At 36.7% G+C, this 26980-nt stretch carries 23 protein-coding genes and 1 pseudogene; 5 read left to right on the forward strand and 19 right to left on the reverse strand.

Translation table 11 applies throughout. The annotated features are described in order from the left end of the window. Positions 1-241 precede the first annotated feature (241 nt). Positions 242-2452 (forward strand): bifunctional (p)ppGpp synthetase/guanosine-3',5'-bis(diphosphate) 3'-pyrophosphohydrolase, encoded by a 2211-nt coding sequence (locus HMPREF0669_RS06760; RefSeq protein ID WP_009227776.1) that lies wholly within the window; start codon positions 242-244, stop codon positions 2450-2452. A gap of 56 nt (positions 2453-2508) precedes the next feature. On the opposite strand, the gene HMPREF0669_RS06765 is transcribed toward HMPREF0669_RS06760, so the two are convergent. Then, positions 2509-3027 (reverse strand): TetR/AcrR family transcriptional regulator, encoded by a 519-nt coding sequence (locus HMPREF0669_RS06765; RefSeq protein WP_232236456.1) that lies wholly within the window; start codon positions 3025-3027, stop codon positions 2509-2511. A 220-nt stretch (positions 3028-3247) separates the two neighbouring features. Here HMPREF0669_RS06765 and HMPREF0669_RS06770 point away from each other — a divergent pair, with 220 nt between their 5' ends. Both HMPREF0669_RS06770 and ispE read left to right on the forward strand, forming a co-directional pair. Then, entirely contained in the window at positions 3248-4525 is a 1278-nt protein-coding gene (locus HMPREF0669_RS06770) for a malic enzyme-like NAD(P)-binding protein (protein ID WP_009227778.1), read from the forward strand. Between the two features lie 88 nt (positions 4526-4613). Next, complete coding sequence (gene ispE / locus HMPREF0669_RS06775; RefSeq protein WP_009227779.1) at positions 4614-5456, forward strand: 4-(cytidine 5'-diphospho)-2-C-methyl-D-erythritol kinase; 843 nt, start codon at positions 4614-4616, stop codon at positions 5454-5456. Between the two features lie 159 nt (positions 5457-5615). Here the strand turns inward: ispE and HMPREF0669_RS06780 are convergent, their stop codons facing one another. From HMPREF0669_RS06780 to HMPREF0669_RS06840, 13 genes are all read right to left on the reverse strand, one after another. After that, positions 5616-6764, reverse strand: coding sequence for a hypothetical protein (locus HMPREF0669_RS06780; RefSeq protein WP_009227780.1), 1149 nt, complete (start codon positions 6762-6764; stop codon positions 5616-5618). Between the two features lie 222 nt (positions 6765-6986). Further along, positions 6987-7823 carry a GSCFA domain-containing protein gene (locus tag HMPREF0669_RS06785; protein ID WP_009227781.1) on the reverse strand — a complete coding sequence of 279 codons (837 nt, stop codon included), beginning with the start codon at positions 7821-7823 and terminating at the stop codon, positions 6987-6989. Positions 7824-7837: 14 nt separating this feature from the next. Beyond that, positions 7838-9493, reverse strand: a complete 1656-nt coding sequence (locus tag HMPREF0669_RS06790) for a phosphatase PAP2 family protein (protein ID WP_020967269.1) — start codon at positions 9491-9493, stop codon at positions 7838-7840. A 92-nt stretch (positions 9494-9585) separates the two neighbouring features. Then, positions 9586-10575: an aldo/keto reductase gene (locus HMPREF0669_RS06795; RefSeq protein ID WP_009227783.1), complete on the reverse strand. Its 990-nt coding sequence runs from the start codon at positions 10573-10575 to the stop codon at positions 9586-9588. Between the two features lie 124 nt (positions 10576-10699). Further along, positions 10700-12607, reverse strand: a complete 1908-nt coding sequence (locus HMPREF0669_RS06800) for a 4-hydroxy-3-methylbut-2-en-1-yl diphosphate synthase (protein ID WP_044045663.1) — start codon at positions 12605-12607, stop codon at positions 10700-10702. Positions 12608-12676: 69 nt separating this feature from the next. Beyond that, the gene (gene purE / locus HMPREF0669_RS06805) at positions 12677-13183 is read right to left on the reverse strand and encodes a 5-(carboxyamino)imidazole ribonucleotide mutase (RefSeq protein WP_009227785.1); all 507 of its coding nucleotides are present in this window, start codon (positions 13181-13183) and stop codon (positions 12677-12679) included. 21 nt (positions 13184-13204) lie between these two features. Continuing rightward, positions 13205-13816 (reverse strand): phosphatase PAP2 family protein, encoded by a 612-nt coding sequence (locus HMPREF0669_RS06810; RefSeq protein ID WP_009227786.1) that lies wholly within the window; start codon positions 13814-13816, stop codon positions 13205-13207. 46 nt (positions 13817-13862) lie between these two features. Beyond that, entirely contained in the window at positions 13863-15356 is a 1494-nt protein-coding gene (gene rpoN, locus HMPREF0669_RS06815; protein ID WP_009227787.1) for an RNA polymerase factor sigma-54, read from the reverse strand. Between the two features lie 405 nt (positions 15357-15761). Next, entirely contained in the window at positions 15762-16826 is a 1065-nt protein-coding gene (locus tag HMPREF0669_RS06820; RefSeq protein WP_018361492.1) for a relaxase/mobilization nuclease domain-containing protein, read from the reverse strand. Beyond that, the gene (locus HMPREF0669_RS06825) at positions 16810-17241 is read right to left on the reverse strand and encodes a hypothetical protein (RefSeq protein WP_009227789.1); all 432 of its coding nucleotides are present in this window, start codon (positions 17239-17241) and stop codon (positions 16810-16812) included. The genes HMPREF0669_RS06820 and HMPREF0669_RS06825 overlap by 17 nt, the downstream gene beginning before the upstream one ends. Positions 17242-17604: 363 nt before the next feature. Next, positions 17605-18102 carry a DUF3408 domain-containing protein gene (locus HMPREF0669_RS06830; RefSeq protein WP_020967271.1) on the reverse strand — a complete coding sequence of 166 codons (498 nt, stop codon included), beginning with the start codon at positions 18100-18102 and terminating at the stop codon, positions 17605-17607. A 4-nt stretch (positions 18103-18106) separates the two neighbouring features. Next, on the reverse strand, positions 18107-19099 hold the full coding sequence (locus tag HMPREF0669_RS06835; protein ID WP_009229096.1) for a toprim domain-containing protein: 993 nt from the start codon (positions 19097-19099) through the stop codon (positions 18107-18109). Between the two features lie 218 nt (positions 19100-19317). Continuing rightward, a complete protein-coding gene (locus HMPREF0669_RS06840; RefSeq protein WP_018361489.1) occupies positions 19318-20601 on the reverse strand; it encodes a VapE domain-containing protein in 1284 nt (427 codons plus the stop codon). Between the two features lie 430 nt (positions 20602-21031). Between HMPREF0669_RS06840 and HMPREF0669_RS06845 the strand changes: the two genes are divergently transcribed. Together HMPREF0669_RS06845 and HMPREF0669_RS06850 are read left to right on the forward strand one after the other, a co-directional pair. Next, the gene (locus tag HMPREF0669_RS06845; protein WP_009229098.1) at positions 21032-21319 is read left to right on the forward strand and encodes a helix-turn-helix domain-containing protein; all 288 of its coding nucleotides are present in this window, start codon (positions 21032-21034) and stop codon (positions 21317-21319) included. A 15-nt stretch (positions 21320-21334) separates the two neighbouring features. After that, on the forward strand, positions 21335-21616 hold the full coding sequence (locus tag HMPREF0669_RS06850; protein ID WP_020967272.1) for a helix-turn-helix domain-containing protein: 282 nt from the start codon (positions 21335-21337) through the stop codon (positions 21614-21616). 116 nt (positions 21617-21732) lie between these two features. On the opposite strand, the gene HMPREF0669_RS06855 is transcribed toward HMPREF0669_RS06850, so the two are convergent. The 5 genes and pseudogenes from HMPREF0669_RS06855 to HMPREF0669_RS06870 all read right to left on the reverse strand — a co-directional run bounded on the left by HMPREF0669_RS06855 (position 21733) and on the right by HMPREF0669_RS06870 (position 26980). Further along, complete coding sequence (locus HMPREF0669_RS06855; protein WP_009228209.1) at positions 21733-22179, reverse strand: ASCH domain-containing protein; 447 nt, start codon at positions 22177-22179, stop codon at positions 21733-21735. Continuing rightward, positions 22161-24218: a GNAT family N-acetyltransferase gene (locus HMPREF0669_RS06860; RefSeq protein WP_009228208.1), complete on the reverse strand. Its 2058-nt coding sequence runs from the start codon at positions 24216-24218 to the stop codon at positions 22161-22163. The genes HMPREF0669_RS06855 and HMPREF0669_RS06860 overlap by 19 nt, the downstream gene beginning before the upstream one ends. A gap of 7 nt (positions 24219-24225) precedes the next feature. Further along, a complete protein-coding gene (locus HMPREF0669_RS06865; RefSeq protein WP_232236457.1) occupies positions 24226-24825 on the reverse strand; it encodes a hypothetical protein in 600 nt (199 codons plus the stop codon). Positions 24826-24996: 171 nt separating this feature from the next. Beyond that, positions 24997-25098, reverse strand: a pseudogene (locus HMPREF0669_RS10585) (HNH endonuclease); the annotation flags it as partial. A gap of 1 nt (position 25099) precedes the next feature. Next, entirely contained in the window at positions 25100-26980 is a 1881-nt protein-coding gene (locus tag HMPREF0669_RS06870; protein ID WP_009228206.1) for an ATP-binding protein, read from the reverse strand.

The following is a 26980-nucleotide window of genomic DNA, read 5'->3' on the forward strand; positions in this document are numbered from 1 at the left end:
TACGTTAAGGCTAAAATATAAAAAAAATAAATTTCTAAAATAAAATCATATAAAAAACTGCGATAACTAATTCTACTATATCCAAATATAAACTGAAAGAATATAATTCCAAGTTGAAAACTTCTAGTTTAGATATAGAAAAAATATCACCCTATTCACTATGTTAATGATAAAATTAATTAGATAAGACCCTTCTTCCTTTTATTTTATTGTATCTTTGTTTATTATAAGAAATGCAGCTATGGAACAAAAGAATATCTCAACAGAAAAAGAACGCAATGAAATACGCTCACTTTTCGATAGTGTTTATGATGCTATAGAAGACTCTTTCAAACCTGAAGAGAAAGAAAAACTAAGCTTATATATTAATATTGCTCTTGAAAATAATCTCATTCCAAGAGACATTTTTGGTTTTAATCCTATCTTATTTGCACTAGAAACAGCCCAAATTGCAATTAAAGAAATTGGATTAAAACGTGACGCTGTAATTGCTATACTCACTTTTAATAGTGTAATTAATGAGTTTTCAACCATAGAAAACATACAAAAGAATTTTGGAGAAGGTGTATTTACAATTGTAAAGGGATTATTACGCCTACACGAATTATATAAAAGGACTCCCGTAGTAGAAAGCGAAAACTTTAGAAATTTACTAATATCGTTTGCCGAAGACATGAGAGTTATCTTGTTAATGATAGCCGACCGTGTGAATATGATGAGGCAACTTCGTGATACAAACAAAGAAGAAGAGCGCAAAAGAGCTGCTGAAGAAGCTAATTATCTATACGCACCTCTTGCTCATAAACTAGGTCTTTATAAACTAAAAAGTGAACTCGAGGACCTCAGTCTAAAATATCTTGAGCATGATGCTTATTATATGATTAAGGAAAATCTCAATGCTACCAAGAAGACTCGTGACGCTTATATAAGTAACTTCATTGCTCCTATCAAAGAAAAGTTAGAAAATGCTGGTCTAAAGTTCCAAATAAAAGGACGAACAAAGAGTATTCATTCTATCTGGCAGAAGATGAAAAAGCAGCAATGTGGTTTCTCTGGAATATACGATTTGTTTGCTATTCGCATTATAATAGATTCTCCTGAGCAACAAGAAAAAATGCAATGCTGGCAGGCTTATTCTATTATTACAGATATGTATCAACCTAATCCCAAACGATTACGTGACTGGTTATCTGTTCCAAAGTCTAATGGTTACGAGAGTTTGCATATCACTGTGCTAGGACCTGAGAATAGATGGGTAGAAGTTCAGATAAGAACCGAGCGTATGGACGAAATAGCTGAGCATGGACTTGCTGCACACTGGCGCTACAAAGGTGTTAAAAGTGAAAGCGGAATTGATGAATGGTTGGGTAATATTCGTGCCGCATTAGAGCACAATGACGACCTACAATTAATGGATCAATTCAAGTTAGATCTATATGAAGACGAGGTTTATGTATTCTCACCCAAAGGAGATTTGTATAAATTAGTGAAGGGAGCCACAGTTTTAGACTTTGCGTTCCACATCCATTCGGGCCTTGGATGTAAGTGTGTTGGTGCCAAAATAAATAATAGAAATGTTTCTATTAAAGAAGTATTACATTCTGGTGATCAAGTAGAAATCATCACTCAGAGCAACCAAAAGCCCAATAGAGACTGGTTAAAAATAGTAAAGACTTCTAGAGCTAAATCGAAAATACGACTTGCATTAAAAGAGACTCAGGCTAAAACTGGCTTATATGCCAAAGAAATGCTTGAGAGAAGATTTAAGAATAGGAAGATTGATATAGACGAATCCGTAATGTCTCATCTTGTAAAAAAAATGGGATTCAAAGAAATGTCCGACTTCTTTAAGCAGATCGCAGATGAGAAATTAGATCTTAATGAGGTTGTTGATAAATACTTAGAGGTTAGAGATTACTATATGAATGCTAATCCGACACAACCTGCTAGGTCTGCAGAGGAATTCAATTTCGACAATCCTAACGAAGAAAAGATAAAGGAAAGCGATGACATTCTAATTATTGATAAGAACTTAAAAGGCATTGAATTCTCTCTAGCAAAATGCTGTCATCCTATCTATGGAGATGACGTTTTCGGCTTTGTAACCATTAATGGAGGTATAAAAATCCATCGTTGCGACTGTCCTAATAGTGTAGAACTACGCCGAAGATTTGGTTATCGTATCGTAAAAGCACGTTGGAGCGGTAAAGGAACATCACAATATAGCACCATAATGCGTATTATTGGAAATGATGATATTGCGATAATCAATAACATCACCAGTATTATTTCAAAAGAAGAGAAAATTACTTTACGATCAATCAACATCGAATCACATGACGGACTATTCACAGGAAATTTAACTATACTGCTTCAAGACACAATAAAACTAGATAGCTTAATAAAGAAAATCAAAACAATTAAAGGGATAAAACAAGTTTGTCGCCTTTAATCACAAACTTTTCATATTTTAGAATTAATACAAAAAGAACAATAGATCAGCTTTTATTAATGTAAAAGTTGATCTATTGTTTCAATACCTTTGATGGTACAAATTCCCCGAACAAGTGTAAATACTATGTCACGGAAAAGATATTGTATTCCAAAATCTTTATATAGCTCATTATCTATTGCCTCTTTCAATGAAATTGAGAACATATTTGAGATAATTCTTGGATTCAAATCCTCTCTAAAGAACCCTTCTTCCACTCCACGAGTGAAAAGCCATTCAAATTTCGTTTCACGTTCTTTTTCCTTTTTCTCAAAGAAACTTACAATACGTTGGTATTTACAAAGTTCTTCAAAAAATAAAGAATTTATTTGCAAGAAATGCTCTAGCTTCAACTTATAAGCAAAAATAATGATTTCAATTGCATTGGGATTAGTATTTTCTATATATTGTTCAACTTTTGCTTCATGTGTTTCTTCATGTTTTTTAAAGCACTCTAATAATAAGTCTTCCTTAGTTGGATAGATTTCGTATAGAGTACGTTTTGAAATGGAAAGATAGTTTGCAATATTATCCATCTTTACTTGTTTCACTCCATTTGAGTAAAATTCTTGCTCAGAATATTCTAAAATTCGTTTCTTTAGTTCGCTTCTATAATCGTTTACAATACAATCTTTAATCATAAAATGTTTTTTTGCGAGTACAAAGATATAAAAAAGCACTCAAAAATAGCCTTATTTCCTTTTTTTTAGTACCTTTGTGAATTGGATTATCCAACTTATTAAAGTTTTTAATATTATGACAAGAGTAACAAAAGAAGCGGCTCTTCACTATCATAATGAAGGTCGCCCTGGAAAAATAGAAATAAAACCAACAAAACCTTATAGCACACAAAGCGATTTAAGTTTGGCTTATTCTCCTGGTGTTGCATATCCCTGTTTGGAAATACAACAAAATTCAAATGACGTTTTTCAATACACCAATAAAGGTAACCTTGTTGCCGTTATTTCTAATGGTACTGCAGTTTTGGGTCTAGGAGATATTGGTGCAATGAGTGGAAAGCCCGTTATGGAGGGTAAAGGACTACTCTTTAAGATTTATGGAGGAATTGATGTATTCGATATTGAGGTTGATGAGAAAGACCCAGAAAAGTTCTGCGAGACTATAGAACGTATTGCTTGTACCTTTGGTGGTATTAATCTTGAAGATATAAAAGCACCTGAATGTTTTTATATAGAAGAGAGATTGAAAAAAAATCTTGATATTCCTGTTATGCACGACGACCAACATGGTACTGCAATTATTAGTGCTGCAGGTCTTATTAATGCACTTGAGGTGGCTAATAAGCAAATAGGTAAGGTTCAAGTTGTTATTAACGGAGCTGGTGCAGCTGCTATCTCAACAGCGAAACTATATCTTTCTATTGGTGTTAAGAAAGAGAACCTCATTATGTTAGATTCTAAAGGCTCAATAACTACCGACAGAATTGACTTAAATGAACAAAAGAAATTCTTTGCAAGCACTAGAACTGATATAAAAACTCTAGCTGATGCAATGAAAGGTGCAGACGTATTCTTAGGTGTTTCTAAAGCTAATGTAGTGTCACAAGAGATGATTCTATCAATGAATGATCGTCCTATTGTATTTGCTTTAGCTAATCCTAACCCTGAAATTACATACGAGGCAGCAACAGAATGTCGTCCTGATATATTAATGGCAACAGGAAGATCTGATTATCCTAACCAAATCAATAACGTACTTGGCTTCCCCTATATCTTCAGAGGTGCACTAGACGTTCGTGCAACAGCAATTAATGAGGAGATGAAGAAAGCTGCAGCTTATGCAATTGCAGCTCTTGCAAAAGAAAAAGTACCTGCAGAAGTGAAAAAAGCATACAATGTTAGCGACTTAGAGTTTGGTGCTCAATATTTCATTCCCAAACCAGTTGATCCACGATTACTTGTTAAAGTAAGTACAGCTGTTGCTAAAGCGGCCATGGAAAGTGGCGTAGCAAGACACAAAATAACCGACTGGGACGCTTATGCTAAACATATCGAAGCACTTAAAAGAGATTAATACAAAGAGTAAATTATTTATATTTAAAGGGACATAGAGACTTTTGAGATTCTATGTCCCTATATATTTTGAAGAAGAAGACAATTATATGACGATATTTCCATGTGCCAAAATTAATTTAGGACTCAACATTGTATCTAAACGACCTGATGGTTATCATAATTTAGAAACGGTGTTCTACCCTATTCCTCTACATGATACGCTCGAAGTACATACTATTGATAATGAGTTTCCTACTTCTTTCAATTACAATTTAAAAGTAACAGGAACATCGTTCAATGGAGATGAGCAAGACAATCTTGTAGTAAAAGCATATAAACTTCTTGCAAATGATTTTCAACTGCCACGACTTCACATTCATCTTCACAAAGAAATACCTACTCAAGCAGGTATGGGTGGTGGTTCTAGCGATGCTGCCTTTATGCTGAAACTCATAAATAACTATTGTAAATTACAACTTACGAATTCACAATTAGAAGAATATGCGGTCAAAATAGGTGCAGATTGTCCTTTCTTTATTAATTGTGTGCCTGCGTATGCTGAAGGAATTGGAGAACAATTAACCCCTATCCCATCTTTAGCAGAAAAGCTTTCTCAATATTATATCATTATAGTTAAACCATTGGTATCAATCTCAACCAAAGGAGCCTTTGGTATGATTACTCCTCAAAAGCCTGTAATGAACTGTAAAGATATTATTGACAAACCAATAAAAGAGTGGAAAGAGCTACTCTTTAATGACTTTGAGGCTCCCATCTTCAATATGAATCCTGAGTTGAAAGACATTAAAGAACAACTCTATTTAAATGGAGCAGAATATGCAGCTATGAGCGGAAGTGGTAGTACTATATTCGGTTTATTCGCTCAAGAGCCAACTCTAAGCCAACTAAAACTTGATGTAGAGAGTACAATACATTGCATAAAGCTATAAAATATCGTATTATAAAATTTATTAGTAGTACCTTACACACTTTTTTAGTACTCTACCTATACATTTTTAAGACTGTACTTAATAAAAGAAGTTTATAAATGGATTCATAAATATAAAAAGTAAACCGGAATAACCAACCTTCCCAATATACATTACTCCCTATTTTATATATACTTTTTTATTATTAATAATATATATACCTGATGTTGGATAAAGAACTTTCTGCCCACAAAGATTGTATATAACACTACTATTCGGCTGCATTTTAATTGATTTAATATTGGTAGAAAAGGTTACGGGCATACTTATAAAATGCAATGTTGTAGCTGATGGCTGTGTTAAGACGAGGAAAGCTTTATGAGAATGATTATCAATCTTATCACCATTTTCATTGTCCCAATAAAAACCAAGACTGCTTGCACGCTTCGATTCACCAAGACTCAATTTATATAGTTTCTCATTTGGTAATGTGGCTTCTATGCTTTGACGCACATCACTGCCTCGTAATAAATTCTCTGGGTCTGCCTCTTCTCTTGTAGATGCTTCTTCTAAGATATACACTCCTTCTGATCCTTCGATTATTACTGCTTGATTTGCGGGAAGAACTTGATTACCTTTATAGATTTTCCCCTTTACTAGCACCCCATTATTTGCATGAATAGTATAGGCGGTTAGACCTTCTGGAAGTGCAAAAGTCTTTGTCCCATAATAGTAAGTAGCTGTTTTAAGCGTATCTAGTATAATGGCATCAACAACTCGTTCACGTCGAAAAAGAGCAACTTCAGACTCTCTTAGGGAATAACATGAAAAATATCCAGGATAATAATTGATTTGTTTGGGAGCCCAATTTGGCGATTTAACATTAAAAATAAGATCATGATGATACTTATCTTTTGATAATGAAATCGAAAGATAACTCTCATAAGGCTGATAAGAATTAGAATGAGTTGGAGAAGATTTAACAAAGAGCCCACTCTTCTTTTCTTTATTAGTTGTTAAATAACCTTTCAAATCTTTTAAGAGCCAAGCATTTGGCTTACCTTCAAGAACAAATTCAGCCAAAAGGGCTGTATCTACAAGCAACTCTGTATCAGAAATAAAATTCGAATAAATAGCATCTCGATTGTGCATCCCCTCATTATAGGATACTTTTCCCATTGCCTTACGAGTCGTTGGATTCGCGATAACAAGATGATCACCCACTTTCAAAGTGGTAATATCATTAACAAAACGATATAATACGAATTCTTCTGCATAAGAGAAAGATATTGAAAAAATAAAGAAAATAATTACTACAATAGTTCTCATTGTCGTTTCTAGATTTCAAAAATATTAATTATGGTTAGTTTTTAATATTATTTATCGCATATTAAATGCGCTGATGGGTATTAAATATTTACAAATATAATTATTATTTTTTATTTAGCAAATAAGAATTAGTATTTTCCACAAAACAATACCATTTATAAAATTGTGCTAAATAACTTTCAAGGTATTATGAACTTTAAGGATTTATCATCTCATCAATATTCATTGCATTGTTTTGAAATACAATACTTCTTTAGTTACATCAAGAGAAGGATATTTCTTCGCAATAGTATTGAGTTTCTCAATACTCAATTGCTTGAACTTTATAAAGTCATTTGATGTTACATCGAGCACATTATGAGCCAAAGCCTTCTTTATAGGACACCATTCTGTAATGAACTCTATAGTTGATTGACTAAAATACATTTCACTAAAACGCTCCCAAATATAATCTACTGCTTGCTCATTGGGGTGTAACATATCACTCGCATAAAAGCGATAATCTCTCAATTCATCGTTCACTATCTCGTAAGCAGGAAAATATTCTACTCTATCAGGATATCGTTCTAAAAGTTGTTGCGATGCAAGTAATAGCGTTGCTTTAGACAATTGGCTACCATGGAAACCATATTTAGAATATCGAATAGGACTAACTGTTACAATAATTTTAATATCTTTATTGAGTTCTATTAGTCTATCAACTGCCAAGCTCAAATAGTTTACACTTTCTTCAATACTTAATTGTTCCTCACGAAATAAGCTTTGAGGTTGCTTTCGGCAATTATCTACAATCTCATTGGTTTCTTTTAAAATATAAACTCTATTAGTCCCTAAAGTGAAGATAGCATAATCTGGAACAAAAGAAATGCGTTGAATGGTGTGATAAACACTCGCAGGATTATACATTACACCATAAGGATTAACCAAAGTGTTGAACTTTTCTGCTGTAAACTTCTTACCCATATTATCCGCAAAGCATGAACCTACAAACAACATACGGGCAAATGGATTAATAGAAAAATTGCTCTTGGGTATATCTACTATTGTTCTAAACTTCATATCGCACATCTTCTTTAAAATAAAAGACACATTCCAAATCCTAAACTAAGCGAATTAAACGATATCTTTCGACTGAAAGAATCTTTTATCTTCATTACACTTCCTTCTGAAGAAAGTCCCCATCGGCTCTTTACATCATAAGAGAAAGCTGCCCTTGAATGGTCGTAATTAAGCTGAATTCTAAACGCTATTCCTTCTTTATGTGCCCAAATGCACGACAGGCCTGCACCATATAGCCAAGAGGGTTTGGAAGATAAGCTCATAAACTCGGTAGAACTATACACCGACTCAGCACTTAAAGGCTCTAACTGCTTTAATATTGCTGTGCGTTCGGCTGCTTTTACACCTGTTGCAGGACTGCTACTTTGTAGTTGCATTAACTCACTTTTCATTCTATTGGCATTGATATCCAATGCCGCATCTACCTTATAGTCCATTAAAAAACGCTGTCCCACAAGGAGGTTTGCACCAAGTCGCAATCTAGAAGACAAAGGATAAGAGAAATATACACCTGCTTGATAATCGAAAGCACCCATATGTGTAGACTCAACTCCAACGAATTGTGCATTAGATTTCAAGATATTGGCAAGCGATTGATCCTCTGTTACATAATAACGGAAGCCATTCGACAAATCAACAGATGCTGTTACGGGTACTGATATCACACGAAGTTTACCACCAACACCGATATTTGGGTGAAAGAAATAAGCACCTTCAAGGTTCACTGACGATCCTGTTCCAAAGTGAAGTTCTAGTCCTAATGAATTACTTACCCCCCTACTATCATTTGAAGCATATGGAATTCCATTTGAATCGTAATTATCATAGATATTATTTAGGGATAGTTTGTTAGGTCCATCATATACTTGTATACCTAAACTTAAAAATGATGGATGTTTAGAAACATCGTAAATGCCTATTTGTCTACTGCCCCTTTGTATGCCTTTTTGCTTGAGAATAACATCTGAAAGAAAGTAACCAAGGTCGGTAGACACTATTCCGATTCCTGCTCCAACTAGCACATCACTTACCCAATGACGATTATTTAGCACTCGCCCAACGCCCGTTAAGGTTGCTAAAGAATAGCCTGCAATACTATAAAGTGGACTTCTTGTCTGTCCATATTCCTTATGTAATATCGTAGCTGCAGCGAAAGCGAAAGCTGTATGACCTGAAGGGAAACTATTTCTTGTACTTCCGTCGGGACGCAACTCACGTACAGAATATTTCATCCCATTTGTTGCTATTCCCATAAATGCAAGCGAAAGAACATTACTTAATGCCAATCCCTTCCACGAACTGCGTCCTTCTACACCCGAAGCCTTTAATGCCCAAGTTCCAAATAAGGGTACATACTGAGTGTAATTATCGAAGGATTTACTATAATGAGGCGTAAAATAGTGCCTCATACTTCTAAATTGGTCCTTCTGACGCTTTATAAAAAAGCCTGAAGTGATGAACCCTAAGCCAACATAAGAAAAGTTATAATTGAACGCATTGCGACTAAACGACTTTTGATTGAAAGCCGTATTTACTGCTATTGAATCTTTATATTGAAGCGGAAGAATACTATCTTGCTCAATAATAATACTATCATTAGCTACAATGGTACCCCAAGTAGCCAAACAAGATAGTAGAATGAATATTCGTTTCTTTATATTTATAAACATAATTCGTTCGTGCTTCTACTCTTTTCCAAAGAATACTATGACTTTAAAGTAATTATTTCTGTTGATAGTTTATCTTTTTACCTTTAGAGATATTATAGCTCTTCGATAAAGGAAGCTGCATCAACACATTTGATATTCTGAGCTAATTGTTCAACACTACTTGCTCCTATAATAACAGAGGTTACACCTTTCTGAGCCAACACCCATGCAAGTGCCATTTCAGCAAGCGACTCTTGTCTGTCTGAAGCAAGTGAATTGAGGTGCTTTAGATAGGCAAGTAGCTCTGGAGTAAGTACCTTCTTTTGCAAGAAAACATTCTGTTCCATTCGTGAATGTGCAGGTATCCCATTGAGATACTTATTGGTTAGCAATCCTTGAGCTAAGGGAGAGAATGACACAAAGCCTACCCCTACTTCTCTACAAAAACTCAACATTCCTTCATTTTGAGGCTTTCTATCCAATAAGTTCAATCTATCTTGAATTGTAAGAAGCTTCACATCACGCTCTGCAAGATAGCTATAAGCCTGTTTAAGCTGTTCTAATGGCCATCTAGAGATACCTATATACAATGCTTTTCCTTGCTTAACAACATCTACAAGAGCGTTAAGTGTTTCTTCAATAGGTGTGTTTGGGTCGTAACGGTGACTATAAAAGAGATCAACATAATCGAGTTTCATTCGAGATAAGCTTTGGTCTAAGCTCGAAATGATATGCTTTCGGCTTCCCCAATTACCATAAGGACCTTCCCACATATCATATCCTGCCTTCGTTGCAATAAACATTTCGTCTCTAAAAGGTTTAAAGTCTCTTTGCAAAATCTTTCCAAACGTTTGCTCTGCATAGCCTTTTGGAGGTCCATAATTATTGGCTAAATCAAAATGAACAATACCATTATCAAAGGCATAACGCAGTATTGAACGGCAAGTATCAAAGTCATTTGATTGTCCAAAGTTATGCCATAGACCCAAAGAAACCTTTGGAAGTATTATACCTGAACGACCACAACGATTGTAAAACAACTCAGATGCCTCATAACGAGTAGCTGAAGGAGTATAATTTTCTAATAAATCGTTTATTATCATTTTCTTATCCGCTCTATATCCAATTATTATTTATATGAAAAATATCGATCCTTATAACAAAGGCAGAACCTATACGCTATCCAGTTAGCATGTCAGTGCCCTTTAGTTAGAGAACTATTTAGAATTACTTCTGCTCTTCTTTGTCTCTATTAATCAAAGCAAGAAGACGATCTACAGCCTCTTCTTCAGTGATATTTCTTTCTACACACTCTTGCCTTCTATACAAAGAGACCTTTCCTGGGCCTGCTCCTACATAGCCATAGTCGGCATCTGCCATCTCACCAGGACCGTTAACAATACATCCCATGATACCTATTTTGAGGCCTTTCATACCCTCTGTGGCTGCTTTTATGCGTGCAATTGTACTTCGAAGATCGTAAAGTGTGCGTCCACAACCAGGACAACTGATGTATTCTGTCTTGCTTACACGAAGTCTTGCAGCTTGAAGTATGCCAAAAGAGGTATGCTCTACAATTGCATTAGATAAGCTTCCTGCATTCATTAGCCATATTCCATCGGTCAAGCCATCAATCATTAAGGCGCCCATATCAGCTGCAGCTTCAAGAAGAAACTCGCTTTGTTCTTCTGAAGAGTGCATATATAGTTGCGCAAAGATAACTGGATTCGTGATATTATGATTCATTAAGTCGTGAACTAAAGCTCTATGACGACCTAATTGATTATCTTTTCCAGCCATTGAAATAACAACAACCTCTGGATGTGCCTTTAGACAAGCTACATACTCATCGCTATCAGCTCCATATTGCAACACAAGAAACTTTATATCTGATTGAATATGAGAGATAAAAGGAACTGAATTATAGGGAAATATGGGATATAACATCAAGTCAGAGTATTGCTCTTTCAAGTCATTATACACTCCATAATCAACAATATAACAGCGTTTCTTATCAATATTCTGTGGTAATTCGCTACCAACATACATGTAATCGGCCTTAGGTGCTTGTGGTTTATCACTAGAAATAATCACTACTTCTTCCTCATCTTTAGGCTCTTCAAACATAGAAGAAGGCTTAGATACAATTACAACAGGTACCTTTTCGCCTCCAATATTACCTACTTGGCAAGTTGAACGACGTGTAGGATGAGTGTAATTAAAGTCCTTTGCAGGTGTTTCAGGTAATGTAACAGGAGCCACTTTGCTTGTTATATAATCGCAAAGATGCTTTGCGACAGGTATTTCTTCTTCGGGTTCTTCACTCAAAGACACTCTTATTGTGTCGCCAATACCATCAGATAGCAAAGCACCAATACCCACTGCACTCTTTATTCTACCATCTTCTCCTTCTCCAGCTTCGGTTACTCCTAGGTGAAGGGGATAGCTCATTCCCTCTTTTTCCATTGCTTCTACGAGCAAACGCATAGACCGAACCATAATAACAGTGTTAGAAGACTTTATCGAAATCACAACATCATTAAATGATTCACGTTGACATATACGCAAGAACTCTAAGCAACTTTCTACAATTCCTTCTGGAGTATCGCCATATCTATTACGTATTCGGTCTGAAAGAGAGCCATGATTAACACCTATTCTTATTCCTGTTTTATTCTCCTTACATATATTTAAAAAGGGAATAAAGCGTTCTTCTATCTTTAATAGCTCATGAGCATACTCCTCATCAGTATATTCTAGCTTTTTAAAAGTACGTGCAGGATCTACATAATTACCTGGATTTATACGCACTTTTTGAGTAGTTGTGGCAGCAACATCGGCAACTCTGGGATTAAAATGCACGTCAGCAACTAAAGGAACTTCATATCCTTTAGCTTTAAGAACATCGTTTATGCACTTCATATTTTCGGCTTCACGAACTCCTTGAGTTGTTAACCGAACCAATTCGCCACCTTTTTGAATAATACGTTCAGCCTGTTCTACACACGCTTGAGTATCATTTGTATCAGTAGTTGTCATCGACTGCACTCTAATTGGATTTTCGCCTCCAATTAAAAGATTTCCAATTTTAGCGACACTCGATTTTCTTCGCTGATAATTAAATAAATCAATCATATATAAATAATGAGTAATCATAAAGGAGAAGAGAATATTTCATTACCCTACTCCTTTACTTTCACCATTTTAGTTGGTTTTAAATGCGTACTTAATTTCTGCCAATTCTCTATTAGCCTTTTCTATTTTTGATCCTAATCCAGCCTTATATTCCATCACTTTCTGCTTTACTTCGCTATCAGAAAGAGCGATCATTTGAGCTGCAAGGATAGCTGCATTGAGTGAACCATTCACTCCTACAGTTGCAACAGGAATTCCAGGAGGCATTTGAACGATACTCAATAGAGAGTCTAATCCATCTAACATTCCCTTAATAGGAACACCAATAACAGGTAAAGATGTTGAAGCTGCAACAACACCAGGTAGAGCTGCAGCCATACCAGCTGCGGCAATGATAACCTCTACACCACGAGATGCAGCGTTTTTAGCAAATGTTTCGACCGCATCAGGGGTACGATGAGCTGATAAAGCATTTACTTCGAATGGTATTTCCATATCATTTAAAAATTCACAAGCTTTTTCCATTACCTTCAAATCGCTTGTACTTCCCATTATTATGCTAACTTTTGGATTCATATTGTTATTATTTTAGTTGTTTTATAGAATAATTAAAAATGCTGTAACGAGTCCTATTCCGAACCCAGTTAATACTTGTGAGAGTGAATGTTGTAACAAAATCATACGACTTGAACCTACTATTCCTGCTACAAAGAAAACCAAACACAACCAGAGAGTTGGATTAAAATTGAACAAAAAGGCAAAAGCCATCAGTGCACCAAGCACACCTCCGATGGCAGCTGTATGGGTTGAGACCTTCCACCACACATTTATTAGAGCACAGATCACCTGAATTAAGAGTGCTGCAATTAGTATTCTACCCACAAAACTCGCAACATTATAACGACTTAGCAAGTAAAAACACGTAAAATAGCATATAATTGAGATGATGTAAGGAAACATTCTTCGGTCTCGAAGACCTAATTCTAAAAGCGACCAACCTTGATATCGTCTATAAAAATGAATAAGTAGAGTTGGGAGAAGTATTGTAAAAATATACACAACACCAAGAATCGAAAGTCGATAGGCTAACGACATTTGGTTTAAGTAGGTTAAAAAGAATAGTATCATCATACCAAAGAGGGGTAAATAGAATGGTGTAAAGACCATACTTACTATTCTTGAAACCAATATAATGTTCTTCTCATTCATCTTGATATTTTTCTTTTATCTATCAATATTGGACATTTTTCGATATTTATGCTTTACGAAGACGAGCTACAGGTATTCCTAATTGTTCACGATATTTAGCTATTGTACGTCTTGCAATAGGAAAACCACGTTTCGACATTTCACTTGTTAGCTTGTCGTCGCTCATTGGTTTACTCTTATCTTCTGCATCTATCAACTCTTTAAGAGCGACTTTTATTTTTCGAGTAGACATTTCTTCGCCTCCTTCTGTGGTATATCCATCACTAAAGAAATAACGAAGGGGGAATGTTCCCCACTTTGTTTGAGCGTATTTCATATTGCTTACTCGTGAAATGGTGGAGATATCGAGCCCTGTTTTTTCTGCAATATCTTTCAAAATCATAGGTTTTAGGTCTGCCTCATCTCCATCTTGAAAGAATTTCAATTGCCAATTAATGATGGCTTTCATTGTTGTAACAAGCGTATTGTGACGTTGTTTTATAGCTTCGATAAACCCTTGAGCTCTTTCTACCTTTTCTTTAGCATACAACAAACCCTCTTTTTGTTGACGAGACATACCATGTTTATTGTTCTTATACTCGTGAACCATATCTGAAAACGATTGAGATATTTTTAGTTCAGGTATATCTCCACGATTCAAAGTAAATGAAACACTATTATCTTCGGCTGTTTCTACAATAAAATCAGGTGTTATCTGTTGCAAACTTCGGCCTTGTGTCTCACCCAAAGCAGCCCCTGGTTTAGGATTTAACTTATAAAGTTCACGTTGAAGTGCTTCTTTCTGTTCTTCAGTTAAACCTAATTGAGATTTTATTTTATCCCAATGTTTCTTGGTAAACTCATCAAAGTATTTTTCAAGAACAGTGCGCATTAGCTTCTTTAAGGTTCCTTCCGACTTCCGTTCTACTTGCAAAAGTAAACATTCTTGCAACGAACGTGCACCAATACCAGCGGGATCGAATGTTTGAAGAATTGCCAATACATCTTCAATCTCCTCTACACTGATATCAATACCATTATAAATAGCAAGTTCATCGCTTATTGTATCGAGGCTTTTTCGTAGCAAACCATCATCATCTAAAGAGCCAATGAGATACTCCATCACCTTGTTTTGCTCTTCAGTGAGATTAACTTCGCTCATTTCTTCTTTGAGTTTATCATAGAAAGAAATAGTATCTCCGTAAATCATCTCCTCGTGTTCGGCATTATTCGATTCGTTTCTACCATACACTTGGGGCATTTCATCATCTCCACTGATAGTCTCTAAGGCTCTTTCCAAAGCATCTTCACGCTCTTCTCTCTCACTTTTTTCCTCTTCAGTCAATTCAGAATCACCATCTAAAAGATTGGTATCAGTAGATTGTGGTTCGTCATTCTCACCCATTTCGAGTGCTGGATTGTCATCGAGTTCAGAGTTAATACTTTCTTCTAGCTCAGTTAAAGGCATCTCTAACAGTTTCACTTGCAACATTTGTTGCTGTGAAAGACGCTGAATTTGTATTTGTTTTTGTTCTTGTGTTTGTATGAGTTTCTGAGCCATCTGTCTCTCGTTATGTCTTATTTAGAGATGTTATCCCGTTGAGGATATTATTAGTTTAAATAAAAAGTGACTGCTTTGCAAACAGAATTGCATCACCTTTATACATTGCTTATTTGCAATGATTTGCTACATACCTTGCAAAGGTAAATATTTATCACCACAATAACAAAAAAAGATGATTTCTAAAATACAACTAATTGGAAATAAACAAGTTACCTTGTTTGTTAAACTGAATAGGTAACGATTTGGAAACGAGCGAACTACTTGGTGTCGCTGTTTTCTGCCTAACAAAGAACGCTTGTTATTCTGTTTGCAAAGATAATACTTTGTTACCGAATAACAAGCGTTTATGACGAAATATTTACGTTTCTGCACTTTGGGTTGTTGCTGTGTGGTTTGGGTTGGCTACAATCCTCTCCCTCGCTTCTTCTTTCTGTTGGCTTGGTATCTGAGCTTGCGCTGCCATGCTGCTTCTGCATAATCTTCGCTATGTGAAGATGGTGAAATCATTTCTCCTAACTCTTCCACTATTTCATCGGCTGCACTGATGACTGCATCTGACACTTCGCTTACCGCCTTTGCAATTTGTGGAACTTCCTCTGTTGGTCGTGGGCTATATGAACGGCTTGGGGGTACGAGCTGATAGCCTGTTTCCATGGTATCTGTATTTTCTGACGATTTGCGTATTACTTGGTCTGATACATTCGTTTCGGCTTTCCGACTTGCCTCAAAGTTCTTTTGCAAAGAACGGTAGCCAAACTCCCTACCGACTTCCGATGCCTTGAACGCATATTCTCCGTATGAGAACTTCAAGCCATAGACCTTGCCCTGTTTGTTCTTCATGCGCTCTATGGTTACTCCTTGCTTGTTCAGCTCGTAGAGGAACATGGAGTGTCCTGTGAAACCTATACCTTTGTACTTTTCAAGCAGGACGTAGCATACCCTTTGTAGTTCTTTCTTTGTTTCCTCTCTCGTGGCATTGGCTTTCGCTTTCTGATGTTTCCTTTTGGCTTTGACTTCCTTTGCGATGGTCAAACCTTTCTCCCTGCTGATTTCCTCCGCCACCCTTGCTGCCCTGTTGCTCACGAAGGTGGTGTCATAGACCTCTCCGTACAGACTGATGCGATTGGCGATGATATGAATGTGTCTATTGTCTGTATCCTTATGGGTAACTGCTACCCATTGGTGATTGTTAAGTCCCATTTTCTTGGCAAACAGATGGGCTATTTGGACAAGTTCAGAAACTGATAGTTTCTTCTCGTCCTGTGGTGCAATGCCGATTTCGATGCGCAGGAATTTGTTTCTGCATCTGGTATTGTAATCGCTGACCAACTTCATTTCCTCGTAAATAGCCTTTGATTCTCTGCTACAAAGGTTATGAAAGGCAAGCCGATTACCTAACTTGCCCTCTCTGAAAATATAGTCTAAAGCCGTACTTCCGTGCGCTATCGCCTTACACTTTCCTATCATACCTCGGCAGATTTAAGACCTTATATATATCGTCACCAATGCGAAAGTGAGGGTCGAAGAAACGCTTAAATGCTTCTTTGGCACATATGGAAAGGTTCTTGGTTATCGGCACCCATGACTCGTCCTTTATCCTGATGAGGTTGGAAACCTGTGCGTAGTACATTCCCGTTCGGTGGAGTACGGCAATGGCTTCCTTTTCATTGTCGGTCATCTTGGGAACGGCTACCACTTCACCATTCAAAAGAATCTCACGGCAGTACTCGGAGAACTTCCGCCCTGTGCTTTCTGCCTTTGCCTTGATGCGCTGCTTCTCCTCCAAAGTACACCTAACCTTGATGAATTCCTTCTTGTTCATCTGTTTTTCTTCATTGTCCTTCTGCTGCCATTGGGTAGCTTTTCTTCTGTATTTCTTCATATAAGTTTCTCTGAAAGTTAATCAGTATGGATGATTCGTTGCTGCTTAATTTCTGAATGATGACCGATGAGACCGGAGTGATTACGGTCTAACCTCCCCGATAGTTTAGCAAGGGGAGCAAGAGCAGTTTGTGGGTACAAACTGACGTCTTGCAATGCTACCCTAACAGACCGTTTACGCATAAGGCGTTTTGTTGCCAAAAAGTGAATGCACGACATTCCGTGTCTGACTGCGTTCGTGGCATTCCCACCGTTCAGTATGCTTGACAAATGTCCGTTTTCATACTCCCGAAAAAGGGTTGATGGAGAAGTGAAAATGAAAGAGATGTTCCTCCTCTTATCCCCCTCGTCCCTTTCTGTCGGTTTACAATCTTCTCCATTTCTCTATATCCTCACCATATTCCTCCAGATGAAGGCGCACGATGTTCTCCACAAAACTTGAAAGGTTGCTGCCCCTGTCGCCCAATCTGCGCACGATGAAGTCCGCCCGTTCCTGTGTCTCCCTGCTCAGATAGACCGCCTTTCGGCCTATCAATTTAGTTGGAACAAGATAGGCTTGCTTGTAGGCTTCAAGCGTTTCCTTTCTCATCTTGGCGCTGATGCGTCTTTGAACGGCTGTGTTCTCTGTGTGCTGTGATGGCACTGCATCCTGTGATGATACAACATGCTGCTCATGTTCCGAGTTCTCCGATGGAATACCCGACTGGTTCATGGGTGTTCTTTTTTCCTGCTTCCTGACCACTTCCCGTTCAGGGATAAACTTGTCTTTTTGTTTGCTAGGCTTTGAATTGGTATCTTCTTCGTTACCACCCAAATAATATGAAAGGTCATACTCTTCTTCTGTTGTTTTCTTCTTTTCCATGTCTTTATCTCATTTTATGTTTAACTTGTTTTACCTTTATGGGATTGGTTTGTGTTTGTGACATCGTCAATGATAGGCTTTTCTGCTGTTCACGCATCCTGTGGATGTGATATTCGTTGAGGTCTTTGAAGTTCCTGTAATGCACGGACATATCATCTACCTTGAAACCAGCCTCCATAAAATCCTCCGTAGCTCTCCGTCCAGCTTCGTCATTGTCAAGGAAGGTACGAATGGAGGACACTTGCCTGTCATTGAGATAGCGAATGCTCCTTGCCACATTACTCACGGAGTTCATCACAAGGCAATGGCTGATGATTTCTTTTTTCATTGAAAGGAAGGATAGAAAGTCCATAAAACCTTCGAACACGCAGACCGGTTTCATTCTATCCGTTATCTTATCCGTGAACACGGGGGTAATATCCTTCGGAGCAATCGTTCCCTTGAAAGAGCCGTTATCCCGAAGCTCATAACCTCCCGATTGATTGGCAAAGCCGATGGCTTGATAGTGCTGCCCTCTTACCTCATAGCTGATACAACGCAGAAAGGGCATAGCCTTTTCTAAATTGATGCAGCGGTCTTCCTCAAGATACTTTAATAAGTGTGGAGGTAAGGTGTCTGATACTTCTATCAGTCTCCTTACTCCACTTGTAGACACTGCTTGTCTGATACTTTCTTGCTTGGAAGAGCCTTGAACACTTTCTCTACGAGGAACGTGCGTTATATCGGGAGCATTCTGCCCCAAAATGCGGATGGCTTCCGACAGTGTGCAGCCCTTTAACCGCATACAAAGGTCGATAATACTTCCGCCTTTGCCTTCGGCATAATCTATCCAGAGGTTCTTCTCTGTGTCTACCTTGAAACTTGGATGCGTGTCTTCACGAAATGGTGAACGGTAGAGAGCATAGGCAGGTGTCCTGCGCACTGGTTTGATACCTTTCCTTTCAAGATACTCCACTATGGGGTATCGCTTAATGCGTGATAAATCTTCTTCTTTCATTGTCATTATAATTATTAGTTGAACATTTATTCATTCTGATTTTAATATCGGATTATATTTTGATTATGCTGATAGCGCAAACTTCATTTATGTTTTTTCGTTTCATAAAGTTTTTCCCCTAAAAACTTTTTTCACTTTTTTCTTACTACATATATTTTGATTGTAAGTGATTGACATTCAGGTATAAGTTGTAGTAAACAACAATACTACACACGCTACTACATCAAACTACCACAGCTATTTACCAGTGGGCAGGGGTGGATTTTCCTAATCTTATACACATAGACAGGACTACAACCCTCACGCCTCTTGCTTACCTTTTCAAAGCCAGCTCTTTTGAGTGCTTCGCCCATACGTTTGAATGTCAAAGGTTGATGCGTATAAACACCTAAATAAGCGAGTATTTCGGTAGTGGTCATGTAAGCACAATGAGGATTGTCCTCTGTTGGCTTTTCAAAACAGCGTAATAGTAGTTCCATTTCAGCGGTCTGCACTTGGAAGTCCTCACTCTCCCTGTATAGCTCCGCTATCTCGTCATCATTGAACCAATAGCGGAAGCCTGATTTTAAAAGGGCCTTCGCTTCGGTATAGACGGCATCCATAGAAATTTCCTTTGCTCGTTCTATGTCAATGGCAAGTACCTCAAAGGGCAGGAAACGCCTGCTTCCTGTCGGGTCGGTCAAAAAGTCATTGCCGTTTACCGATGCTACAAAACTCGCCAAGTGAGAGTGTTCCTCCACATACTTGTCGTAAGGCATACGGTATTTAACCATAGGACAGGTAATAAGGTTCTTGAGTTCATTCTCATCACGCTTGTTGAGGGCTTTGAGCTGGTCGTCTATGTTTACGATGAGGTTCTGACCGATATAAGTAAGTGTGTCCTTCTCCTGCGGATATATTTTTCCTGTGTAGCTGTAACCTTTAAGCGCGGGCGGACAAAGCAAATCAAGAAAGGTAGTCTTGAACTTTCCTTGTTCCCCTGTTAGTACAAGACAGGTATGGTTGCGGCATTCACGGTCGTCCATAGCGTTGGTAACCACTGCAACCAGCCATTTGGTAAGGTATGGCAGCCACTTTTCAGAGTTGCGGACGATAACGCACGATGCAAGGTTGGCTATTGTGCTTTGGTTTACCTCTATCTTGTGCAGCACTTCTGAAGCATCAACCTCTGGCAAAGCCTTGAAGTATTCCTGTATGGGATTGATGCGTGGAGAAAAGCTGCTTTCGATGATGGAATAGAGATTGTCGGAGGAGGTAATGATGCCCATATCTAAATCAAGCTCCCTACGGAGAGAATTGATTTCATAGCGACCAACCTTTGTAAAACGACAGTCTACATCTTTATTGCTACGGTATTCCGTTCTGTCCAGCACGGTATTATACCTGAACACATAGTGCGCACGGAGATAGGTTTCTATTTCGCTGTTCTTGGAGGTGTTTCCCCTGCGTTCGGTAGAATTGCCTGTTGTTTTCATTCTGCTTTTATCTGCTTCATTTTTCATTGTTTACCCGTTTTGGTTTCCAAGAGTGAAGTTACGGTGAGAATATCAATGTTCCAAGCAATCTGAGCATGCTTGCATAATGTTGCACTCATTGGCAATGAATTTCTCACGGATTTCTGACAGAAAGAAGCTGGAAAATAAGGATTTCAGGCTAATATAAGGGAGCAAGTATAGAAATACTACAAGAAAAGTATGTACTTATTTACTCCAATCTGCACTGTATTGCTTTGACTAAAACAAACCTAGAAAAAGGAAGATAGGGAACTACAGAATAGTAAGAAAGATAACCGCATTTCCTTCGGTTTCCCTATTCTTCCCTGCTGTTCCCCACTGCTTTGCAGATTGGAAATAAGCGCATACTTTTGCACGCAGAAACATGCGATGAAAAGCAAATCGCAAAAGGAAAATATAAACAAAACAATATAACACTATGGGATATTTTATCATTACCGACAAACAATGGGCGATGCTTAGGGACGAAATCCTCGCTCTTGCCCAGACCTGCCATAAGGTATTTGGAGAATCGAGTAAGCACACAGATTGGCTGCACAATGGTGATGTGTGTAGGCTACTGGGCATCAGCAAGCGCACCTTACAGCATTACCGAGATACGGGCATGCTGCCGTTTGCACAAATCGGACACAAGTGCTATTATAAGCGTGAAGATGTGGAGCGGTTGTTACAGACAAAATCAGAGAAAACCAAGAGCAACAAATAGACAAACAATGAAAAGATGGAAACAATTAGAGATTTGAACATGGACACGGACGATATGCAGGTAGTGCTGTCCGCTATCCACTGTGTGAACAGGAGAATTAAGGAAGTGGCACAAACGCACAAGCCTCTATTTGGCGGTGAGCATTTCCTAACGGGCAAGGAGGTGTGCGAGCGGCTGTATATAAGCCCTCGCACCTTGCAAGACTATCGAGACAGAAAGATTATTCCCTACACGCAGTTTGCAGGGAAGATACTCTACAAGGCTTCGGACTTGGAGAAGATATTGAAAAGTAGATGAAGCGTCATACCCAAAATAAAACTGTTACTAGAAAGTAAAAGTATTGGAGTTACTACTGCGGTAGAAACTCCAATACCATACTTCCTAAAAAATATTTTCCTATTTCCAATTTGATTTTAATTCGTTATAGCATGGGGCAATATTGCTTGTATCTCATTTTCATCAATATAGTGGTATATTTGTGGAGGATGAAAATTTGGATCTACAGCTCGTATCTTAGCTAAAGATATAGGAGCAATTGAACGTATAAAATCAAATTCTATACCTATAGCTTTTGAAGATGATTTATAATAGTTTTTGAATGATAATTCATCTATACCTAATCGGTCAGAATACTTTTCCCACATATTAATAGGGGGGCATATAATAATATCACGTATTTTCCCAAAACCTATTACAGCTTTTACAGGAGAAGATGCATAGATGATAGCATAATCTCCTCTACTTACATGAGGTCTGGTTTTTCTTAATTCTATATCTTTTGTTCCCTGTATTAGCTTATAAGCATATACAGGCTTTATAGACATAAAAAGATATTTATGTTTTATCTTGTTTTTCCCCATTTCCCCAATTGATAAATTTTAAAGTAAATAGATTCTGAAGTAAGAACAGGCGAGGCAAAAGTATTAACCTTCTGCCCTTCCTCTATAAAAATTTCTTTTATATGGGTAAACCGTATAGGATGTTGGAAAACTTCTGTATGACTAAATTTTAGTGCACGTATATTTTTCTCAATATCATTATTGCACAAATTTGCAATATTGCACCATTCGTAGATACCATAACGACTATTTATACGAAATAACTCTTTAGGCTTCCCTGTCATTACTTCCGTAAGATAGGAAGTTGCTATTATTGATTTTGACCGAGGCGAATTATACTTATTGCCACTGACATACCATAATATCCTCGCTGGTGCTTTTTCTGTTATAGGACGAGTGTGCCTAAAATAAACATTCTCAAAGCTCCATAATTTCTCAGGTATAGCTCCGAAAATATCTTCACTGGCAGTTATAGAGTCGAACAACTGTCCTGCCCATAAAGATTGGATGGGGATGATATAGATAGGAATATCTAATCCCTGTATCTTTAGAGGGAATAACATCTTTTCCAAGTCAAATAATGACACGTTTTCTGCTATATCTTTGTATTGTATATTGAATTTAGTTTTCAATAAAACAGGAATGTCATTTCGTGATACGAGTTGGCTATCTCCATATTTTTTATATATTCCATTAATTTGTTTGACAAATCCTATATTTTCAAGAATAGTTATTTGATGTTCTGTTAAGAACTTTTCCTTAACAAAGAACTCTGTTTTACCTTTATTTAATCCATCCTGTAAGATAGTATATATCACTTGTGTGAATAAGGATAAGGAAACTTTGGTTTCTATGATTCTCACGAATTCCAAACCGATAGATGTTTGTTCTTCATTCGTCCCATAAAACGCTATTGCCTTACCATTTTGGTTTACGACAAAAAGCTGTCCAGAAGAAGCGTTGATAATCCTGTATACAGTTGTGTGAAATTCAGTTTTACTTTCCCCACCCTTTTGTAACCAAAAACAATTAATAAATGTTTGGATATGCTTAGGTTCAGATTGGGAAATCGTATGATAAGCTACACCTTTTAAGAATCTTGGAGAATAATCTTCCTTGTGTAGAAGTTTATCAATCTGTAGGATAAATTCTTGCGGATTAAATATCTGTATATCGTAGGATTCCTCAATTTCCTCTCGCTTGTTAAGTAAACGTGCATCATATGTAATAAAATAAGAAATACCAGAAACTATACAAGAGGCAATCTGCTTTCTATCAGATATATCATTATTTGAACTTCCTGAGATTATACGCTCTAATTCTTTTGCAGTTTTGTTCATTTTGATTTCATCAACTTCTATCATTCTGAAATTATCTAGAAAAGTTCTTGTTGAATTAGCGCGCTGTATATTTTTATCCCTTTGGATTTCATTATAAGTCTCAGGTGCATAACACAGTTCCGTTTCATTGGTAAGCCAATCTGCCAATAAAACTTGCGGATTCTCCGTTGGAGGTAATGTTATACCCTTTTGGGAATCTCTGAGTTTAATTATTATATTTGCATCAAGTAAAGCACTTACCTTTGTTTCGGTAGGAAGGCTACTATTAAATAAGTTGGGTTGCTTTAGATCATACCACCATAGGCTGAGGTAATGTTCTTCCAAACTACGACTTCTTATATCCTTTAAAGAAATAAAACCGTTTCTTTCCCATACAGCTGTTGCATGTGCAAAGTCCTTTCTACAGCTAATCTGTATGCCTCTGTAGCGATGATTATATTTCTCTTTTAAAGTATCTAAGAGCTGCTTTGAAACCCCTTTCCCGCGAAAATCATCAGCCACACATAAATGTACTATATTAATTCGAGAATAACGTGGTACTATACGATACATCAAATAGCCCATGAGTTTTTCGTCATCATAGGCTATAATAATGCATCTACTCTTAGCATAATCCTCGAAAGCACCTTGCGGCATAAAACCTAATGTTGAAGCATTTTTCTTGCCTAACTCTTTTATACGCTCAAAAAAATTGTTTTTATTATTTATGAAACCTATCATCGTCTTTCTATAATAGAATGGGATTTACATCAGACAAACCAATTGGCAATTTCCATTCTGTTGCCTTTTCCAATGGTGAATGGAAATCATGTTCTACCAGCCACCTTTGATAGCCTGAGATATCTGGATTATTTAAACAAATTGCATATTCTATACCACCTATTGCAAGAATATAATATAATACCATCTCTGTAAAACCATCTTCTAAATATTGTACGTCAGTAGCAAGCAATGTCATTTCATGTAAGAGCTCGTATGGGGAATCGTATCTTGTATCCTTAAATAAGGTTCCTTCAGAATATATTCTTCTTTGATGATATTCCCAATTAGGTTTCTTTCCAAAACGTGCATACTCTCTAATAGGCTGTAATTGGTCAGAATCTTCTGATAAAAATTCTTGAATACAGAGATTATAATTAGATTCTCCCATCGAATAAAGGAAATATTCATAAGCACATTTTGCAAGAAATCTAGATACTATTTGGTTGGGATATTCTGGATGGGGAATACAAGCTGTTATCATTATACCTTTAGTCCTATTTTGAATCATTTTGAATATATCTTCATCATTAAATGATGCCATTATACCTTCATTCGTAGTTTGCATCGTTATCTCTGTAGATTTTAATAGACCTGGAAATATTGCAGGCTCTTTAACAAACTTATCTTTTTTGGTTAGAATTTCATTACGAAACCTATAAGAACGAAAATATGATTGCTCCAATAATTCTTTTTCTATTTTTACAGCGAAATAATGATTGCAATTATCACATACACAACCCTTAGATAGTATATGACTCTTATTACCTAATGACTCAGGAACAATATGTTCAACACTTCTTGAATTAGAACTTTTTTTATGACAGAATATACATTTCATATTATGCTTTTGATGATGATAATATCAAAGATACAACATTAATGCCTTTAAAGTAATCTTTAAGAGATACCCCCTCAATTTTGCAATTATTAAGAAACTTTTCTTGCGTAAGTTCTAATGGCAAGTTCAACATTCCTTCTATAAATCGGTTTAGTTTTGGAGTTGCTTTCTTTAATGGATGATCTAAATTTGCTTTCTCTTTATCAAAATCATAAAATTCAATCTCATTATATTTCCAACTAATATTCGTACACTTTGGCATTGTGCAAATAACTCTACTATCCTCCTGAATACATAAATCCTTATCCAATGTAAAGCTACATATATAGTTTTTTGTAGAATGCTTAAATATAATTTCTTTATCTTTTTTAATATACAATGTAGTATCAATTTTTGCAAGTCCTATCAATTTGTTGTATAAATTAAAAACCTGCCCTAACTCTTCTTTATAGATTGGAGAGGATAACCTTTGAAAATGCGCTGCTGGATTAAGAATAAGAAGTTTTGAGTCGTTAAATAAATCCTGTATTTCTTGGTCTATACACATACCATTGTCTGAATAATATCTAACAAGTTTTGCCCATAATGTTTCTAAAGATAAGAAACTACCACCTGCCGATGCTTTTAGTTCATATGGAAGTAAATTGCCTATAACTTCCTCTAAACATTTTCGTAAGTAGATTGCTGATGTCTCGAAATCTTGTATGCCATAAAATCTTTTAGCTTTAGAGATATTGTCGCCATCCTCATCTATTTGCACAGGTTCAGATTGGCTCATATAAATTCTTTTGTGAAGCCATTGGTTCTTACGCTCTTTTTTTGATATTTTATTCCATAAGAAGTTGTTAAATGCCCTATCGTGTGTGAATAGATAGATTTTATATTGGGTATATTCAGAAAGCAAATATTCCACAACTTTCATTCGATTACTCATATCAAGGCTGATAAGCATATCATCAATAGCAAGGAATTGCCCATCTTGTGGATTTTCACTTTGTAAGCAGGCAAAGCGAATAGCCAAAGCTATTGCTGTCAAACGCGCTTCGTTGAAAAACGATTGAGGTTTCTGAATAGAGATATTATCAACTTCTATATGAAGACCGATTTTAGGATAACGCCAGACATAAGCTCCGCCTGCAGTTTGCCTCTTAAACAATAGTTGGAATTCTTCATGATATGGATTATTTATTCTATCATTATCCTTCGCATATTTGACTTGTATGAATATATCCGCTTCATCTTCATCTTTAAAATATTGATTATATATATCAGCTGCTTTACTATTTACCCTATTTATAAACCCTGATAATTGTTCATTAAACTTGTTTATATCATTTCGTACTTTATAGGGGCGATTTGTCACAAGATCATAATAGGTATCGGCAAGTGTTTTGTCTGCACCTACTGGAACATAGAAAGGTAGAATGTCCTTAATAAAGACATTCCACAAATTTATCATTTCTGAATTTCTTGCAGAACGGAATCGAGAAATATAAGAATGATTGATGAATGCACTTGTCTTATTTAGCAAACGCAATTCAGAATCATCCGTAGTGTCAGGACTTGAAAGTCCATTACGGTTAAGCTCCCATTGGTGTCCATTATCAAGTTTAATCTTGATATGAGGCATAAATCCATTGTCTCCTATATCAGCCCACTTATAGATGTTGATGAGATTTTCATCGCTGTTTTCATTATTAAAATACTTTGCTCCTCGATCTGATTTATAAACACTTTGCAATAAAGCGTGAAGTGCATAATAGATAGATGATTTGCCACTTCCATTTTCGCCATACATCAGTAGATTCTTTCCTAATTCAAGGTTAAATTTATTGGGAAAAGCCTTGAAACCTTCTATCTCAATTTCTTTGATGCTTGCCAT

It is taken from the genome of Prevotella sp. oral taxon 299 str. F0039, from assembly GCF_000163055.2.
In the GTDB taxonomy this organism is placed as follows: domain Bacteria; phylum Bacteroidota; class Bacteroidia; order Bacteroidales; family Bacteroidaceae; genus Prevotella.

What these genes read in the sequence shown, in the direction of transcription:
- HMPREF0669_RS06760 (WP_009227776.1), top strand. Translation starts at nt 242, where the DNA reads ATGGAACAAAAGAATATCTCAACAGAAAAAGAACGCAATGAAATACGC.
- HMPREF0669_RS06765 (WP_232236456.1), bottom strand. Translation starts at nt 3,027, where the DNA reads ATGGATAATATTGCAAACTATCTTTCCATTTCAAAACGTACTCTATAC.
- HMPREF0669_RS06770 (WP_009227778.1), top strand. Translation starts at nt 3,248, where the DNA reads ATGACAAGAGTAACAAAAGAAGCGGCTCTTCACTATCATAATGAAGGT.
- ispE (WP_009227779.1), top strand. Translation starts at nt 4,614, where the DNA reads ATGACGATATTTCCATGTGCCAAAATTAATTTAGGACTCAACATTGTA.
- HMPREF0669_RS06780 (WP_009227780.1), bottom strand. Translation starts at nt 6,764, where the DNA reads ATGAGAACTATTGTAGTAATTATTTTCTTTATTTTTTCAATATCTTTC.
- HMPREF0669_RS06785 (WP_009227781.1), bottom strand. Translation starts at nt 7,823, where the DNA reads ATGAAGTTTAGAACAATAGTAGATATACCCAAGAGCAATTTTTCTATT.
- HMPREF0669_RS06790 (WP_020967269.1), bottom strand. Translation starts at nt 9,493, where the DNA reads ATGTTTATAAATATAAAGAAACGAATATTCATTCTACTATCTTGTTTG.
- HMPREF0669_RS06795 (WP_009227783.1), bottom strand. Translation starts at nt 10,575, where the DNA reads ATGATAATAAACGATTTATTAGAAAATTATACTCCTTCAGCTACTCGT.
- HMPREF0669_RS06800 (WP_044045663.1), bottom strand. Translation starts at nt 12,607, where the DNA reads ATGATTGATTTATTTAATTATCAGCGAAGAAAATCGAGTGTCGCTAAA.
- purE (WP_009227785.1), bottom strand. Translation starts at nt 13,183, where the DNA reads ATGAATCCAAAAGTTAGCATAATAATGGGAAGTACAAGCGATTTGAAG.
- HMPREF0669_RS06810 (WP_009227786.1), bottom strand. Translation starts at nt 13,816, where the DNA reads ATGAATGAGAAGAACATTATATTGGTTTCAAGAATAGTAAGTATGGTC.
- rpoN (WP_009227787.1), bottom strand. Translation starts at nt 15,356, where the DNA reads ATGGCTCAGAAACTCATACAAACACAAGAACAAAAACAAATACAAATT.
- HMPREF0669_RS06820 (WP_018361492.1), bottom strand. Translation starts at nt 16,826, where the DNA reads ATGATAGGAAAGTGTAAGGCGATAGCGCACGGAAGTACGGCTTTAGAC.
- HMPREF0669_RS06825 (WP_009227789.1), bottom strand. Translation starts at nt 17,241, where the DNA reads ATGAAGAAATACAGAAGAAAAGCTACCCAATGGCAGCAGAAGGACAAT.
- HMPREF0669_RS06830 (WP_020967271.1), bottom strand. Translation starts at nt 18,102, where the DNA reads ATGGAAAAGAAGAAAACAACAGAAGAAGAGTATGACCTTTCATATTAT.
- HMPREF0669_RS06835 (WP_009229096.1), bottom strand. Translation starts at nt 19,099, where the DNA reads ATGAAAGAAGAAGATTTATCACGCATTAAGCGATACCCCATAGTGGAG.
- HMPREF0669_RS06840 (WP_018361489.1), bottom strand. Translation starts at nt 20,601, where the DNA reads ATGAAAAATGAAGCAGATAAAAGCAGAATGAAAACAACAGGCAATTCT.
- HMPREF0669_RS06845 (WP_009229098.1), top strand. Translation starts at nt 21,032, where the DNA reads ATGGGATATTTTATCATTACCGACAAACAATGGGCGATGCTTAGGGAC.
- HMPREF0669_RS06850 (WP_020967272.1), top strand. Translation starts at nt 21,335, where the DNA reads ATGGAAACAATTAGAGATTTGAACATGGACACGGACGATATGCAGGTA.
- HMPREF0669_RS06855 (WP_009228209.1), bottom strand. Translation starts at nt 22,179, where the DNA reads ATGGGGAAAAACAAGATAAAACATAAATATCTTTTTATGTCTATAAAG.
- HMPREF0669_RS06860 (WP_009228208.1), bottom strand. Translation starts at nt 24,218, where the DNA reads ATGATAGGTTTCATAAATAATAAAAACAATTTTTTTGAGCGTATAAAA.
- HMPREF0669_RS06865 (WP_232236457.1), bottom strand. Translation starts at nt 24,825, where the DNA reads ATGCAAACTACGAATGAAGGTATAATGGCATCATTTAATGATGAAGAT.
- HMPREF0669_RS06870 (WP_009228206.1), bottom strand. Translation starts at nt 26,980, where the DNA reads ATGGCAAGCATCAAAGAAATTGAGATAGAAGGTTTCAAGGCTTTTCCC.